Source organism: Kluyvera sp. EC_51 (assembly GCF_019584505.1).
In the GTDB taxonomy this organism is placed as follows: Bacteria; Pseudomonadota; Gammaproteobacteria; order Enterobacterales; family Enterobacteriaceae; genus Kluyvera; species Kluyvera sichuanensis.
In genome coordinates this window covers 153,512-167,587 of sequence record NZ_VDAG01000104.1, presented here as the reverse complement: position 1 = coordinate 167,587, position 14,076 = coordinate 153,512, and the positions used below count along the sequence as shown (strand labels likewise).

The 14,076-nt window shown below is 57.3% G+C and carries 13 protein-coding genes; 6 read left to right on the top strand and 7 right to left on the bottom strand.

The features are described from left to right. The first annotated feature begins 238 nt into the window (after positions 1–238). Positions 239–1,441 carry a sodium/glutamate symporter gene (gene gltS, locus FHC49_RS20265; protein WP_185667507.1) on the top strand — a complete coding sequence of 401 codons (1,203 nt, stop codon included), beginning with the start codon at positions 239–241 and terminating at the stop codon, positions 1,439–1,441. 75 nt (positions 1,442–1,516) lie between these two features. Here gltS and glpK read toward each other — a convergent pair whose 3' ends face one another. Beyond that, on the bottom strand, positions 1,517–3,025 hold the full coding sequence (gene glpK / locus FHC49_RS20260) for a glycerol kinase GlpK (protein ID WP_185667506.1): 1,509 nt from the start codon (positions 3,023–3,025) through the stop codon (positions 1,517–1,519). 21 nt (positions 3,026–3,046) lie between these two features. Beyond that, complete coding sequence (locus FHC49_RS20255) at positions 3,047–3,895, bottom strand: MIP/aquaporin family protein (RefSeq protein ID WP_220440721.1); 849 nt, start codon at positions 3,893–3,895, stop codon at positions 3,047–3,049. A gap of 421 nt (positions 3,896–4,316) precedes the next feature. Between FHC49_RS20255 and zapB the strand changes: the two genes are divergently transcribed. The 4 genes from zapB (at position 4,317) to FHC49_RS20235 (ending at position 7,987) form a co-directional block, all read left to right on the top strand. Next, positions 4,317–4,562, top strand: coding sequence for a septal ring assembly protein ZapB (gene zapB, locus FHC49_RS20250; protein ID WP_115073675.1), 246 nt, complete (start codon positions 4,317–4,319; stop codon positions 4,560–4,562). Positions 4,563–4,770: 208 nt separating this feature from the next. Further along, the gene (gene sbp, locus FHC49_RS20245) at positions 4,771–5,760 is read left to right on the top strand and encodes a sulfate/thiosulfate ABC transporter substrate-binding protein Sbp (RefSeq protein ID WP_220440720.1); all 990 of its coding nucleotides are present in this window, start codon (positions 4,771–4,773) and stop codon (positions 5,758–5,760) included. 93 nt (positions 5,761–5,853) lie between these two features. Continuing rightward, positions 5,854–6,609 (top strand): CDP-diacylglycerol diphosphatase, encoded by a 756-nt coding sequence (locus tag FHC49_RS20240; protein WP_185667503.1) that lies wholly within the window; start codon positions 5,854–5,856, stop codon positions 6,607–6,609. A 73-nt stretch (positions 6,610–6,682) separates the two neighbouring features. Further along, entirely contained in the window at positions 6,683–7,987 is a 1,305-nt protein-coding gene (locus FHC49_RS20235) for an SLC13 family permease (protein WP_220440719.1), read from the top strand. 77 nt (positions 7,988–8,064) lie between these two features. On the opposite strand, the gene tpiA is transcribed toward FHC49_RS20235, so the two are convergent. Both tpiA and FHC49_RS20225 read right to left on the bottom strand, forming a co-directional pair. Continuing rightward, a complete protein-coding gene (gene tpiA / locus FHC49_RS20230) occupies positions 8,065–8,832 on the bottom strand; it encodes a triose-phosphate isomerase (protein WP_220440718.1) in 768 nt (255 codons plus the stop codon). A gap of 108 nt (positions 8,833–8,940) precedes the next feature. Then, positions 8,941–9,537 carry a DUF1454 family protein gene (locus FHC49_RS20225; RefSeq protein WP_220440717.1) on the bottom strand — a complete coding sequence of 199 codons (597 nt, stop codon included), beginning with the start codon at positions 9,535–9,537 and terminating at the stop codon, positions 8,941–8,943. A 111-nt stretch (positions 9,538–9,648) separates the two neighbouring features. Here FHC49_RS20225 and FHC49_RS20220 point away from each other — a divergent pair, with 111 nt between their 5' ends. Then, complete coding sequence (locus tag FHC49_RS20220; RefSeq protein ID WP_220440716.1) at positions 9,649–10,080, top strand: DUF805 domain-containing protein; 432 nt, start codon at positions 9,649–9,651, stop codon at positions 10,078–10,080. Here the strand turns inward: FHC49_RS20220 and fpr are convergent. The 3 genes from fpr to recG all read right to left on the bottom strand — a co-directional run bounded on the left by fpr (position 10,071) and on the right by recG (position 14,074). After that, positions 10,071–10,817 (bottom strand): ferredoxin--NADP(+) reductase, encoded by a 747-nt coding sequence (gene fpr / locus FHC49_RS20215; protein ID WP_220440715.1) that lies wholly within the window; start codon positions 10,815–10,817, stop codon positions 10,071–10,073. The two genes, FHC49_RS20220 and fpr, sit on opposite strands and share 10 nt — an antisense overlap. Positions 10,818–10,913: 96 nt before the next feature. After that, the gene (gene glpX / locus FHC49_RS20210) at positions 10,914–11,924 is read right to left on the bottom strand and encodes a class II fructose-bisphosphatase (protein ID WP_185667498.1); all 1,011 of its coding nucleotides are present in this window, start codon (positions 11,922–11,924) and stop codon (positions 10,914–10,916) included. Between the two features lie 68 nt (positions 11,925–11,992). Continuing rightward, complete coding sequence (gene recG / locus FHC49_RS20205; protein ID WP_220440714.1) at positions 11,993–14,074, bottom strand: ATP-dependent DNA helicase RecG; 2,082 nt, start codon at positions 14,072–14,074, stop codon at positions 11,993–11,995. Positions 14,075–14,076: the final 2 nt, after the last annotated feature.

The window sequence follows — 14,076 nt, the reverse complement described above, 5'->3', positions numbered from 1 at the left end:
GTTGGTAAAAGCAATCGGTTGCTTTCACGGATGGCAAATTATTGCGTAAAATAGCCGTGCAAAATAAAGGGATTTGGCGGGGTAAGTTAACGAAAATGATGACAAATAATACGTTTTTCTACCCTGATCGCCTTTTTCTTGCTTACACTTTTGCCCAACGCCTCATGAGGAGGCGTGGACGACATGGGAAATTGGTCGCGTGTGAATGAATCATACGTTTTAGTCAGGAGCTGTAATTATGTTTCATCTCGATACTTTATCGACGCTCGTTGCCGCAACGCTGGTGTTGCTGCTAGGACGAAAACTGGTTCAGAGCGTTCCCTTCCTCAAGAAATACACTATCCCCGAGCCCGTTGCGGGCGGCCTGCTGGTGGCGTTGGCGCTGCTGGTGCTGAAAAAGAGCATGGGCTGGGAAATCGACTTCGATATGAGCCTGAAGGACCCGCTGATGCTGGCGTTCTTCGCCACGATCGGCCTTAACGCCAATATCGCCAGCCTGCGTGCGGGCGGCAAGGTGGTGGGGACGTTCCTGATTGTGGTGGTAGGGCTGCTGTTGCTGCAAAACGCATTGGGCATTGGTATGGCGAAGCTCTTAGGGCTCGACCCGCTGATGGGGCTGCTGGCGGGTTCGATTACGCTCTCCGGCGGTCACGGCACCGGGGCGGCGTGGAGCAAGCTGTTTATCGAACGTTATGGCTTTGAAAATGCAACAGAAGTAGCCATGGCCTGCGCCACCTTTGGGCTGGTGCTCGGCGGCCTGATTGGTGGTCCGGTGGCGCGCTATCTGGTGAAACACTCGTCGTCACCGAACGGCACGCCGGACGATCTGGAAGTGCCAACGGCGTTTGAAAAGCCGGACGTGGGGCGCAGCATTACCTCGCTGGTGCTGATTGAGACCATCGCGCTTATCGCCATCTGTTTGACGCTGGGTAAAGTGATTGCGCAACTGCTCGCCGGTACGGCGCTGGAGTTGCCAACGTTCGTCTGCGTGCTGTTTGTTGGGGTGATCCTCAGTAATGGCCTGGCGCTGATGGGCTTTTATCGCGTGTTCGAACGGGCGGTGTCGGTGCTGGGTAACGTCAGTTTGTCGCTGTTCCTGGCAATGGCGCTGATGAGCCTCAAGCTGTGGGAGTTAGCGGATCTGGCGCTGCCGATGATTGTGATTCTGGCGGTGCAGACCGTGGCGATGGGGCTATATGCGATTTTCGTCACCTACCGTCTGATGGGCAAAAACTACGACGCGGCGGTGCTGGCGGCAGGTCACTGTGGCTTTGGCCTTGGCGCCACGCCGACGGCGATTGCCAATATGCAGGCCATTACCGAGCGTTTCGGGCCGTCACATATGGCGTTTCTGGTGGTGCCGATGGTGGGGGCGTTCTTTATTGATATCGTCAACGCGCTGGTGATTAAGCTGTATTTGATGTTGCCGATGTTTGGCTGATGGTTGATGCCGTCCCCGGCGTCGCTGCGCTCGGCCGGGCTACATTAGATTGGTAGCCCGGCCGAGGCTCAGTGCTTACCCTTCGTGATCTTCCCACGCTAACGCGCGTTTCACCGCTTTCTGCCAGCCGCTGTAGCGGAAGTTACGCTCAGTGGTTTCAATCCCCGGACGGAACTCGCGCTCAATCACCGCTTTCTCCTGCAGCTCATCCAGGTTCTGCCAGAAGCCGACCGCCAGACCGGCCAGGTAGGCCGCGCCGAGCGCCGTCACTTCACGCACTTCCGGGCGCTCCACGCGGGTGCCAAGAATGTCGGACTGGAACTGCATCAGGAAGTTGTTGGCCACCGCGCCGCCGTCCACGCGCAGGGCGTGCAGACGAATGCCGGAGTCTGCCTGCATCGCTTCCAGCACGTCGCGGGTCTGGTAGGCGATGGATTCCAGCGTGGCGCGAATAATATGGTTCGAGTTCACGCCGCGAGTCAGGCCGAAGATGGCGCCGCGCGCATACGGGTCCCAGTACGGTGCGCCGAGGCCGGTAAAGGCTGGCACCACGTACACGCCGTTGGTGTCCTTCACTTTGGTAGCGAAGTATTCGGAGTCGAACGCGTCGCTAATCAGCTTCATTTCGTCGCGCAGCCACTGAATGGAGGCGCCCGCCATAAACACCGCACCTTCCAGCGCATAGTTCACTTCGCCGCGTGGGCCGCAGGCGATGGTGGTCAGCAGGCCGTGGCTGGAGGCCACCGCTTTCTCACCGGTGTTCATCAGCATAAAGCAGCCGGTACCGTAGGTGTTTTTCGCCATCCCTTCTTTCACGCACAGCTGGCCGAACAGCGCCGCCTGCTGGTCACCGGCAATCCCGGCGATAGGAATACGCGTGCCGCCTTTACCGCCGATGTTGGTCTGACCGTACACTTCGGAAGACTTGCGCACTTCCGGCAGCATGGCGCGCGGGATATCCAGTGCGTCCAGCATCTTGTCATCCCACTCCAGCGTGTTGATGTTGAACAGCATGGTACGCGAGGCGTTGGTGTAGTCGGTGACGTGTACGCGGCCCTGGGTCATTTTCCAGATAAGCCAGGTATCAACGGTACCAAACAGCAGTTCGCCGCGTTTCGCACGCTCGCGGGAGCCTTCAACATGGTCGAGGATCCACTTCACTTTGGTGCCGGAGAAATACGGGTCAACGACCAGACCGGTGGCTTTACGTACGTACTCTTCCATACCGTCGCGCTTGAGCTGCTCACAGATATCTGCGGTGCGGCGGCACTGCCAGACGATGGCATTGTAAATTGGCTTACCGGTTTCGCGCTCCCACACCACGGTGGTTTCACGCTGGTTGGTGATACCGATAGCGGCAATCTGGTCGGAGCTAATATCGGCTTTTGCCAGCACTTCGACGAGGGTGGAGCTTTGGGTGGCCCAGATTTCCATTGGGTCGTGCTCAACCCAGCCTGGCTTAGGGTAAATTTGTTCGAATTCGCGCTGTGACACGCTGACGATGTTGGCGTCATGATCCATAACGACGGCGCGGGAGCTGGTGGTGCCCTGGTCGAGCGCAACGATATATTTTTTGTCAGTCATAATGAACGTTCCGTAGTCAGTTTACAGCGAAGCATTTTGTTGGTTCTGGCTGGAGGCCGCCTTCGGCTCTTCAACCTCGCAGGTGTCGCACGGCAGGTGACGGCCAATCAGCTTGCGATAGCTGAACGCACCCAGCGCAGCACCTACTATTGGCGCACACAGCGGCACCAGGAAGTAAGGAATATCTTTGCCGCCGGTGAAGGCGACGTCGCCCCAGCCTGCCAGCCAGGCGAACGTTTTCGGTCCAAGGTCACGCGCAGGGTTCATCGCAAACCCGGTCAGTGGGCCCATGGACGCACCGATAACCGCAATCAGCAGGCCAATCAGCAGCGGTGCCAGCGGGCCACGTGGAACGCCGTTACCGTCGTCGGTAAGCGCCAGAATCACGCCCATCAGGATAGCGGTAATCACCATTTCTACCGCGAAAGCCTGCACAAAATTGATATGTGGGTTCGGGTAAGTCGAGAAAATACCGGCCAGTTCAAGACTTTCGACGCTGCCGCGCACCATATTGTGCGTGTGTTCGAAGTCGAGGAAAAGGTTGTAATAAAGCCCGTAGACCAGCGCGGCGGCGCAGAACGCACCGGCAAACTGAGCCACGATGAACGGCACGACTTTACGCCCGTCGAAGCAGGCGAACAGCCAAAGTGCAATGGTCACGGCTGGGTTAAGATGCGCACCGGAAACCCCCGCAGTCAGGTAAATGGCCATCGCCACGCCCAGACCCCAGATGATACTGATTTCCCACTGCCCGAAGGTCGCCCCGGCGACTTTCAACGCTGCGACACATCCCACGCCGAAGAAAATCAACAACCCGGTACCAAGAAACTCGGCAATGCACTGGCCTTTTAAGGTTGATGTCTGGCTCATAATCGGAATCCTAAAGACTAATTGATGATTATTGTGTTCATGAGCGGTCATAACACTCATGTTGCCTTGTAGGCATAGTGTTAATTTATCGTTAACGAGCGTAAACGAGAAATATCGAAATCAAAATGTGTGTACCACGTCAAGAAATGAGCGTTTTCGCGCCAATAAATGAACATTATCGGAACGAAAACTGTGAGGAGCGAAACATTCTCGTGGCTAAACATTTAACAATTTAATGGGAAAGTGCGCTAACGCTCCAGGACCAGGCCGAAAATTGCGGACAACCGCAATCTACAGGCTCTGGCGCTGGACAGTCGCGACGGCGCTCCATACAATCGACTGCAAGCCGTGCGCTTATTTACGTTAAGGCGTCGCCGGGGTTCCGGGACGATATCAACGCCTTGCAAGATCAGGAGAGGTTATGACGATGTCATTAGAAGTGTTTGAGAAACTGGAAGCGAAAGTTCAGCAGGCGATTGATACCATCACGCTGTTGCAGATGGAAATCGAAGAGCTGAAAGAAAAAAACAACACCCTGGCGCAGGATGTACAGTCTGCACACCAGAGCCGTGAAGAGCTGGAGCGTGAAAACAACCAGCTGAAAGAACAGCAGAGCGGCTGGCAGGATCGTCTGCAGGCGCTGCTCGGCCGCATGGAAGAAGTCTAATTCCACTCCTCCCCGGGCGGTTTTTTAACGGCCTGGGGATGCTTCACCCCCGCGAATTTTCCCCGCTGAGTGATTTCGAACATACGCGCATTTCGCGTGCCCGCTTATATTTCAAAACTGCATAATCAATCTTTTTTTATTCTTTAATCATTGGTTCGATTTCTGGCAGGCTAGCCTCATTACAACACAACAGATAAGAGAGCGGGCGATGAATAAGTGGGGCGTAGGGTTAACTCTTTTGCTGGCTACTACCAGCGTACTGGCTAAGGACATCCAATTACTCAACGTGTCGTACGATCCGACGCGTGAACTGTACGAACAATATAACAAGGCGTTCAGCGCGCACTGGAAAAAAGAGACCGGTGATAACGTGGTGATTCGCCAGTCGCACGGCGGCTCCGGCAAGCAGGCGACTTCCGTGATTAACGGCATTGATGCCGACGTGGTAACGCTGGCGCTGGCCTATGACGTTGACGCCATTGCTGAACGTGGCCGCATCGACAAAAACTGGATCAAACGTCTGCCGGATAACTCCGCGCCGTACACCTCCACCATCGTGTTCCTGGTGCGTAAAGGCAACCCGAAACAGATTCATGACTGGAACGACCTGATTAAACCGGGCGTTTCCGTTATCACCCCGAACCCGAAAAGCTCCGGCGGCGCTCGCTGGAACTACCTGGCCGCCTGGGGCTACGCCCTGCATCACAACAACAACGATCAGGCCAAAGCGCAAGACTTCGTGAAGGCGCTGTATAAGAACGTGGAAGTGCTGGACTCCGGTGCTCGCGGTTCGACTAACACCTTCGTAGAACGCGGCATCGGCGACGTGCTGATTGCCTGGGAAAACGAAGCGCTGCTGGCGACGAATGAACTGGGCAAAGACAAGTTTGAAATCGTTACCCCAAGCGAATCTATCCTCGCCGAGCCGACCGTTTCCGTGGTCGACAAAGTCGCTGAGAAAAAAGGCACGACGGCGGTGGCAGAAGCTTACCTGAAGTACCTCTACTCGCCGGAAGGCCAGGAGATCGCGGCGAAGAACTACTATCGTCCACGTGACCCGGCGGTGGCGAAGAAGTATGAAAGCGAGTTCCCGAAACTGAAGCTCTTCACCATTGATGATGAGTTCGGCGGCTGGACCAAAGCGCAGAAAGACCACTTCTCTAACGGTGGTACCTTCGACCAGATTAGTAAGCGTTAATCTCCCTCTAACACCCGGTGATTTTACCGGGTGTTTTCTTTTGGTCATCAAACTACGTTACTCTTCCCCTCTGGTTTGATTTGGGGAGATAAAATGACACGGATAAAATACCTGCTGGCAGCGCTGCTGGTGTTGGTGATTGCTGCGGGGGCGGGCGGCTGGTATTGGCTGCATTCCGGCAACCCGGACGCGCTGCGCCATATTGTGCTAGACCAGTGTGTACCTAATCAGCTCAATCATCGCACCCCGGCACCCTGTGCCGATGTGAACCCTAAGGGCGGCTATGTGCTCTTTAAAGACCGCAACGGCCCGCTGCAGTATCTGCTGATGCCAACCTACCGGATTAACGGCACCGAAAGCCCACTGCTGCTCAACCCGCAAACGCCAAACTTCTTCTGGCAGGCGTGGCAGCGTCGTATGATCATGAGCGACAAACGGGGTTCGGAAGTACCGGATAGCGCGATCTCCTTGACCATCAACTCCCGTACCGGGCGGACGCAAAACCATTTCCACATCCATATTTCCTGCCTGCGCAAAGACGTTCGCGAGCAACTGGACGGCGATATCGCCGCCATTAGCAGCCGCTGGCTACCGCTGCCGGGCGGGCTGATGGGGCATGAATATCTGGCGCGTCGCGTCACCGAAAACGAGCTGGCGCAGCGCAGTCCGTTCCTGATGCTGGCGGAAGAGGTCCCGGAAGCGCGCGATCATATGGGGCGCTTTGCGCTGGCGCTGGTGAAGCAAAGTGATGACTCGCTGTTGCTGTTGGCGACCGAGCGTAATCTGCTGACCCTGAACCGCGCTTCTGCCGAGGAAATTCAGGATCATCGCTGCGCAATCCTGCAATAACCCCACCTAATCTGGCGTTTACCTGTCTACCCTGTCGTCGTATGCTTGCTGAAAAAAACGACAGGAGACAGGTATGTCGCTCTGGTTGTCCCACCCTCTGTTCCTTCCCTCTATCATCGTTGGCGTGACTATCCTGCTGTGGGCGACCTCGCTGCTGCCGGAGTTTATTACTGCGCTGCTGTTTTTCGCCGCGGCGATGACCGCGAAAATCGCGCCGCCGGACGTTATCTTCGGTGGCTTTGCCTCGTCGGCCTTCTGGCTGGTGTTTAGCGGATTTGTGCTCGGCATTGCCATTCGCAAAACCGGGCTGGCCGATCGCGCCGCGCGGGCGCTCTCCTCAAGGCTCACCGACTCCTGGCTGCTGATGGTCGGCAGCGTGGTGCTGTTGAGCTACGCGCTGGCGTTTGTGATGCCGTCGAATATGGGGCGTATTGCGCTGCTGATGCCGATTGTGGCGGCAATGGCCAAGCGTGCCGGTATCGAAGACGGCACTCGTGCGTGGTACGGGCTGGCGCTGGCCGTGGGCTTTGGTACCTTCCAGCTTTCTGCGACCATTCTGCCCGCCAACGTGCCCAATCTGGTGATGAGCGGGGCGGCGGAAGGGGCCTACGGTATCCACCTCAACTACGTGCCGTATCTGCTGCTGCACACGCCGGTGCTGGGCTGGCTCAAGGGGGCCGCGCTGGTGGGACTTATCTGCTGGCTGTTTCCTGGAAAACCGCACCCGCCGCGCGACCTGGAGCCGCTGCCGCCAATGAGCGGGGATGAAAAGCGCCTGGCGTGGCTATTAGCGGTGGTCTTAACGCTATGGATAAGCGAGAGCTGGCACGGCATTGGGCCTGCCTGGACGGGGCTGGTGGCTGCGGTCATCACGCTGCTGCCGCGCGTGGGATTTATCAACGGTGATGAATTTGCCAGCGGGGTGAACATTCGCGCCTGCGTTTACGTGGCGGGGATTCTGGGGCTGGCAATCACCGTGACCCAAACCGGGATTGGCGCGGTGGTGGGTAATGCGCTGCTGCATGTTATGCCGCTCAGTGAGGACGCGCCGTTTACCAGCTTCCTGGCCCTAACCGGTATTACCAGCGCGCTGAACTTCATTATGACCGCCAACGGTGTGCCAGCGCTGTATACGACTTTTGCTCAGAGCTTCTCCGATGCCACCGGTTTCCCGCTGCTCAGCGTGATTATGATTCAGGTTCTGGGTTACTCCACGCCGCTGCTGCCGTATCAGGCCTCGCCGATCGTGGTGGCGATGGCGTTAGGGAAGGTGCCGGCGCGGGCGGGGATGCTGCTGTGTCTGGCGCTGGCGGCGGTGAGCTATTTGCTGCTGTTGCCGCTGGATTATGCGTGGTATCAGGTGCTGGGGAAATTATAAAAAAACCGGCCAAATGGCCGGTTCTTCCCGGCGGCGCTACGCTTGGCCGGGCTACGGGGTCGTTCCGCGTAAATGTCTTACGCTTTTTTCGCCGCTTCTGCCGCTTTAACGATCACCGCGAAAGCGTCAGCTTTCAGGGATGCACCGCCAACCAGCGCGCCGTCGATGTCAGGCTGAGTGAACAGCTCTGCTGCGTTGCCTGCGTTTACGGAACCGCCGTACTGGATGATAACCTGTTCAGCGATTTTCGCGTCAGCTTTAGCAATGTGGTCACGGATGAATTTGTGAACAGCCTGAGCCTGCGCTGGGGTTGCAGATTTGCCGGTACCGATCGCCCATACTGGCTCGTAAGCGATAACCGCGTCTTCGAAGGCTGCTGCGCCCTGAGTTTTCAGAACGGCGTCGATCTGACGTGCACAAACTTCTTCAGTTTTGCCCGCTTCGTTTTCTGCTTCGGTTTCACCGATGCACAGAACGGGGATCAGGCCCTGTTCTTTCAGAATCGCGAATTTCTTAGCGATCAGCTCGTCAGATTCTTTGTGGTAAGTACGACGCTCGGAGTGGCCGATGATGATGTAGGTTGCGCCAACATCTTTCAGCATTTCAGCGGAAGTTTCGCCGGTGAATGCGCCGGACAGGTTCAGGTCTACGTTCTGCGCGCCCAGGTGGATGTGGCTGCCCGCAGCGGCGTGTTTAGCCAGATCGATGTACATTTCTGGTGGCGCGATAGCAACGCCACAACCAGCAACGCCAGCCAGTTCGGTACGCAGATTAGCAATCAGCTCGTTTACCATGTGGCGGCTGCCGTTCAGTTTCCAGTTACCCATCACTAAAGGATGTCGCATTTCGATTCTCCACGCTTATCAGCGAATTAAGGAATATGGCCGCCCGTCAGGGCAGCATGGTCTGTGAAACAGTATAGAGATTGAATGTCATGAAGGCTTTGCTTTTTATCATTTATTCTCCCCTTCAAGATTCTCAGATAACGCCAGCTTAATCGGTTCAACGGCGAAGGTCAGCCCTTTTTCACCGTTATCTGCGACAACATAGCGCACGGCGCCTTCGGTGCTGGCGAAGTAGTGTTTGCCTTTACCCAGCGCCAACAATTTTTGCAGCTTTTGCAGGCTTTGCGGTTTGGTGAGCGTCGGGATCACGGCGCGCATCAGGGCGCTCATATATTCCTGCGCTTTATTTTTCGCAGCCTTCTGTTCTGGCCCCTGAATCGGCAGCCAGGTTATTTGGATAGATTTAATTTTCAGCGTACCGCGCTCCAGCGCCGTCGAGGCGTAGAGGTTTTCGTTAATCTTGCTGGCGGCTCGGGTAATATTGAGCTGATCGCGGCTGGACGCGATGGCGCGGAACTCATCGAGCGGCAGCGTCGGGTTATCGGTATTGAATTTTTCCCGGAACTGGCTGATGGAGAGGTCAAAGACCGGCGCGCCAGACAGCAGATACGGCGCAACGGCCTCAGGCGATTGCGCCGACAGCACGGACTGACCGGCGCCCAGGGCCACAAGCCCTATTAGACACAGCGTTATCCACTTTCTCATGCTTATCGTCCTCCTCTTTTCAGATGACGATTAAAACGGGAACCGCCTCGCTTGTCAAAATGTGGCCGCTTCAGGGTAAACTACGCGGCACAACGACAAAGGAAAGGGTACATGACTCTACAGCAATGGTTATTTTCCGGTAAAGGCCGTATTGGCCGCCGTGACTTCTGGATCTGGATCGCCATCTGGGCGGTGACGATGGTGGCGCTGTTCAGCCTTGCGGGCGGCGGGCTGGTTGACCTGCAAACGGCGGCATTTATGCTGGTCTGTCTGCTGTGGCCAACGGCGGCGGTGACGATTAAACGCTTACATGACCGGGGCAAGTCCGGTATCTGGGCGCTGCTGATGATACTGGCGTGGATGCTGCTGGCAGGCAACTGGTCAATGCTGCCCGGCATGTGGCAGTGGGGCGTAGGACGCTTTATCCCGACGCTGATCATTGTGATGATGCTTATCGACCTGGTCGCGTTTGTTGGCACCCAGGGCGAAAATAAATACGGCAAAGAGACGCAGGACGTGAAGTACCGCGCCGATCACCAGTAGTGTTCAGCGGTCATGTGGCCCGGCCGACGACGCAGGTGTTTGGTCATCTGTCGGGTCTCTTTCAGCAACTGTTGGGTATCGCGCACCATCTGTGGGTTACCGCATAACATGACGTGGCTGGTTTCGGCGTTTATCGGCAGGCCGACCGCCGCTTCCAGCGCGCCGCTTTCAATAAGCGCCGGTACGCGCCCTGTTAGCATGCCCGGTGCGGTTTCCCGGCTGACCACCGTCTGAATACGCAGCTTACCAGCGTAACGCGCTTCCAGCGCCCGCATTTGCGGCAGATAGCTTAAATCGGCGGCGTAGCGCGCGGCGTGCACCAGCACCATATTTTTAAAGCGATCCAGATCTTTGCCTTCTTCCAGAATCGACAGGTACGGGCCAATGGCGGTGCCGGTTGCCAGCATCCACAGGGTTTCGCAGTCGGGAATTTCGTCGAGCACAAAGAAGCCAGCCGCTTCGCTGACGACCAGCACTTCATCGCCGGGCTTCAGCGCCGCTAAGCGGGGGCTTAGTTTGCCGTCAGGAACGGTCACCAGATAGAACTCGAGATCGGGGTTGTGCGGGGCGTTAACGTACGAGTAGGCGCGCTGAACACGCTCGCCGTCGATATCCAGCCCAAGCTTGGCAAACTGCCCGGCGGTGAACGGTTGAACCGGTGCGTGGACGGTGAGGCTAAACAGCGCATTCGTCCAGTTCTGCACGTTAACAACTTTGCCTGTAACCCAGTCAGCCATGGCTTTTCTCCCCTCAATATCGTTAGTTTTATCATCACCGCGACGAGAGCAGATTTCCAGCCCGAAAGGGCCGGAAAGCTCTATTGATCAAATGATTTAGAGAATGTGACGCTGAATTTCAGTGTCTTTGCGATCGAGGTAGTGAATCGACTGAATGCGGCGAATAGTCCGTGATTTCCCGCGGATCAGCAGCGTCTCGGTGGTGGCGATATTCCCTTTGCGAGTAATGCCGTCCAGCAGGTCGCCTTTGGTGATGCCGGTGGCGGAGAAGATAACGTTGTCGCTGCGCGCCATGTCGTCAAGCGTCAGTACGACACCTGCTTCAATGCCCATCGCCTTACAGCGCTCCAGCTCGTTTTCACCGATGCGGCGGTTCTCTTCGCTGTCGCCTTTGACGTGGTGACGCGCCAGCAGGCGGCCGTGCATATCGCCATCCAGTGCGCGAATGACGGCGGCAGAGACCACGCCTTCCGGTGCGCCGCCGATGCCGTACATGACGTCGACTTCGCTATCCGGCATACAGGTCAGGATGGACGCCGCGACGTCGCCATCAGGAATGGCAAAGACGCGTACGCCCAGTTTTTGCAACTCAACGATAACGTCGTCGTGGCGCGGCTTGGCAAGAATGGTAACGGTAAGTTCTGAGAGCGGTTTATCCAGCGCGCGGGCGACGTTGCGCAGGTTCTCTTCCAGCGGTTTGTTGAGATCGATAGTGCCTTTTGCGCCTGGGCCGACAATCAGTTTTTCCATGTACATATCAGGCGCGTTGAGGAAGCAGCCTTTATCGCCCACCGCCAGCACCGCCAGCGCGTTTGCCTGGCCCATCGCCGTCATGCGGGTGCCTTCGATGGGGTCAACGGCGATATCCACCGCATCACCATTCCCGGTACCAACGGACTCGCCAATGTAGAGCATTGGCGCTTCATCGATTTCGCCTTCGCCAATGACGATGGTGCCGTCAATGTTGACCTTGTTGAGCATAATACGCATGGCGTTGACCGCTGCGCCGTCGGCGGTGTTCTTATCGCCACGACCCAGCCATTTGTAGCCTGCCAGCGCCGCCGCTTCGGTGACGCGCGAAAATTCGATAGCCAGTTCTCGTCTCATTACAAACTCGTCCAGGAAAGTAAAATTGTGCGAAGTTTAGCACAGCCCCTGCGGGGCTGCGGGTATCGCTACGCGTTGGAATAACGTTCGGTTTCCGGCATCCAGCGTTCAATCAGGGCATTAGCCTGCTGTGGGTAACGGTCGTGAATATGGCGTGCCAGGCGCTGAACTTCGGGGATCATTGCCTGATCGCGCATTAAGTCGGCGACTTTAAATTCGGCGTTGCCGGTCTGGCGGGTACCCAGCAGTTCACCGGGGCCACGGATCTCGAGGTCTTTCTGGGCAATCACGAAGCCGTCATTGCTGTCGCGCAGCACCTGCAGGCGCATTTGTGCGGTTTTCGACAGCGGCGATTTGTAGAGCAGCACGCAGTGCGATGCCACCGCGCCACGGCCCACGCGGCCTCTTAGCTGGTGCAGCTGTGCCAGCCCCAGACGCTCCGGGTTTTCAATAATCATCAGGCTGGCGTTTGGAACGTCGACGCCCACTTCAATGACCGTGGTGGCAATCAGCAGATGTAGCTCGCCCTGTTTGAACGCTTGCATAACGGCCTGCTTCTCGGCGGGCTTCATGCGCCCGTGGACGAGGCCGATATTCAGCTCCGGCAGCGCCAGCTTCAGCTCTTCGCAGGTGGCTTCCGCCGCCTGAGCCTCCAGCAGGTCAGACTCTTCAATCAGCGTACAGACCCAATAAGCCTGGCGGCCCTCGGTGGTGCAGGCGTTGCGCACGCGGTCGATAATGTCGTGACGTCGGGTATCAGGTATCGCTACCGTGGTCACCGGGGTGCGGCCCGGCGGCAGTTCGTCAATCACCGAGGTATCCAGATCGGCATAGGCGGTCATCGCCAGGGTGCGCGGAATCGGGGTGGCGGTCATGATCAACTGATGTGGGTGGAAGCCCTGCTGCTGGCCTTTCTCCCACAGCGCCAGGCGTTGATGGACGCCAAAACGGTGCTGTTCGTCGATGATGACCAGCGCCAGCCCGTTAAACTGCACCTGCTCCTGGAAGATGGCGTGGGTGCCGACAATCATCTGCACCTGACCGCTGGCAATAGCCTCCTGCTGCGCCTGACGGGCTTTGCCTTTTTGCTTGCCCGCTAACCAGCCGACTTCAATGCCGAGCGGTTCAAACCAGCTGCGGAAGTTGTTGGCGTGCTGTTCGGCGAGCAGTTCGGTCGGCGCCATTAGCGCCACCTGTTTACCGTGCGCGATAGCGCGTAGTGCTGCTAGCGCGGCAACCAGCGTTTTACCGGAACCAACGTCGCCCTGCACCAGACGCATCATCGGTATATCCAACGCCAGATCATGTTCGATTTCGGCCGTCACCCGCGCCTGTGCGCCGGTAGGCTTAAACGGCAAATTGGCCAGAAACTTCTCTTTCAGCTCACGGTTCTCGCTGAGAGGCTGAGCGTGAAAACGCTGCGCGCCCGCACGCAGCGCCAGCATGCTGAGGTTATGCGCCAGCAGCTCTTCGAGAATTAAACGCTGTTGTGCGGGGTGTTTACCGGTCTCTAAATCGGCGAGCTGTAGCGTCGGCGGTGGGCGATGCAGCGTGCGCAGCGCTTCCGGCAGGCTCATCATCCCCTGTGCCAGTTCCGGTGGCAGCAGCTCGCTGATGGCGCAGGTGTCGAGTAGATCCAGCGCCTGGTCGGTGAGTTTGCGCAGCGTCGCCTGCTTGATGCCTTCGGTAGTGGGATAGACCGGCGTTAAGGTCTCCTGCAAATCCGGCGTACTGAGGTCGCCCTGCACGCGGTATTCCGGGTGGATCATCTCCGCGCCGTACTTGCCGCGCTTTGCTTCACCATAGGCCAACACGCGTCGCCCGGTGGCGAGGCTATTTTTCATCGCCGCGTTGAAGTTGAAAAAGCGCATGGTCAGGATGCCAGTGCCATCGCTAATCTGGCAGGTCATCATCCGGCGGCCGCCGAAGGTGATATTACAGTTCAGAACTTCGCCTTCTACGGTCACGTAGATGCCGGGAAGCAGTTCACCGATAGGATAAAGTTGGGTGCGGTCTTCGTAGCGTAACGGCAGGTGCAGGAGCAAATCCTGCACCGTGTGCAGACCAATTTTCGCCAGCCGATTGCTCTGCGCGGCGCCTACGCCGGTCAATGTGTTGAGCGGAACGGCATCCAGCAGACGGCTTTGCATGG

Bases quoted from the DNA above. Each gene is read 5' to 3' on its own strand.
- tpiA (WP_220440718.1), bottom strand. From the start codon at position 8,832: ATGCGACATCCTTTAGTGATGGGTAACTGGAAACTGAACGGCAGCCGC.
- zapB (WP_115073675.1), top strand. From the start codon at position 4,317: ATGACGATGTCATTAGAAGTGTTTGAGAAACTGGAAGCGAAAGTTCAG.
- recG (WP_220440714.1), bottom strand. From the start codon at position 14,074: ATGCAAAGCCGTCTGCTGGATGCCGTTCCGCTCAACACATTGACCGGC.
- fpr (WP_220440715.1), bottom strand. From the start codon at position 10,817: ATGGCTGACTGGGTTACAGGCAAAGTTGTTAACGTGCAGAACTGGACG.
- glpK (WP_185667506.1), bottom strand. From the start codon at position 3,025: ATGACTGACAAAAAATATATCGTTGCGCTCGACCAGGGCACCACCAGC.
- FHC49_RS20235 (WP_220440719.1), top strand. From the start codon at position 6,683: ATGTCGCTCTGGTTGTCCCACCCTCTGTTCCTTCCCTCTATCATCGTT.
- FHC49_RS20240 (WP_185667503.1), top strand. From the start codon at position 5,854: ATGACACGGATAAAATACCTGCTGGCAGCGCTGCTGGTGTTGGTGATT.
- FHC49_RS20220 (WP_220440716.1), top strand. From the start codon at position 9,649: ATGACTCTACAGCAATGGTTATTTTCCGGTAAAGGCCGTATTGGCCGC.
- gltS (WP_185667507.1), top strand. From the start codon at position 239: ATGTTTCATCTCGATACTTTATCGACGCTCGTTGCCGCAACGCTGGTG.
- glpX (WP_185667498.1), bottom strand. From the start codon at position 11,924: ATGAGACGAGAACTGGCTATCGAATTTTCGCGCGTCACCGAAGCGGCG.
- FHC49_RS20255 (WP_220440721.1), bottom strand. From the start codon at position 3,895: ATGAGCCAGACATCAACCTTAAAAGGCCAGTGCATTGCCGAGTTTCTT.
- FHC49_RS20225 (WP_220440717.1), bottom strand. From the start codon at position 9,537: ATGAGAAAGTGGATAACGCTGTGTCTAATAGGGCTTGTGGCCCTGGGC.
- sbp (WP_220440720.1), top strand. From the start codon at position 4,771: ATGAATAAGTGGGGCGTAGGGTTAACTCTTTTGCTGGCTACTACCAGC.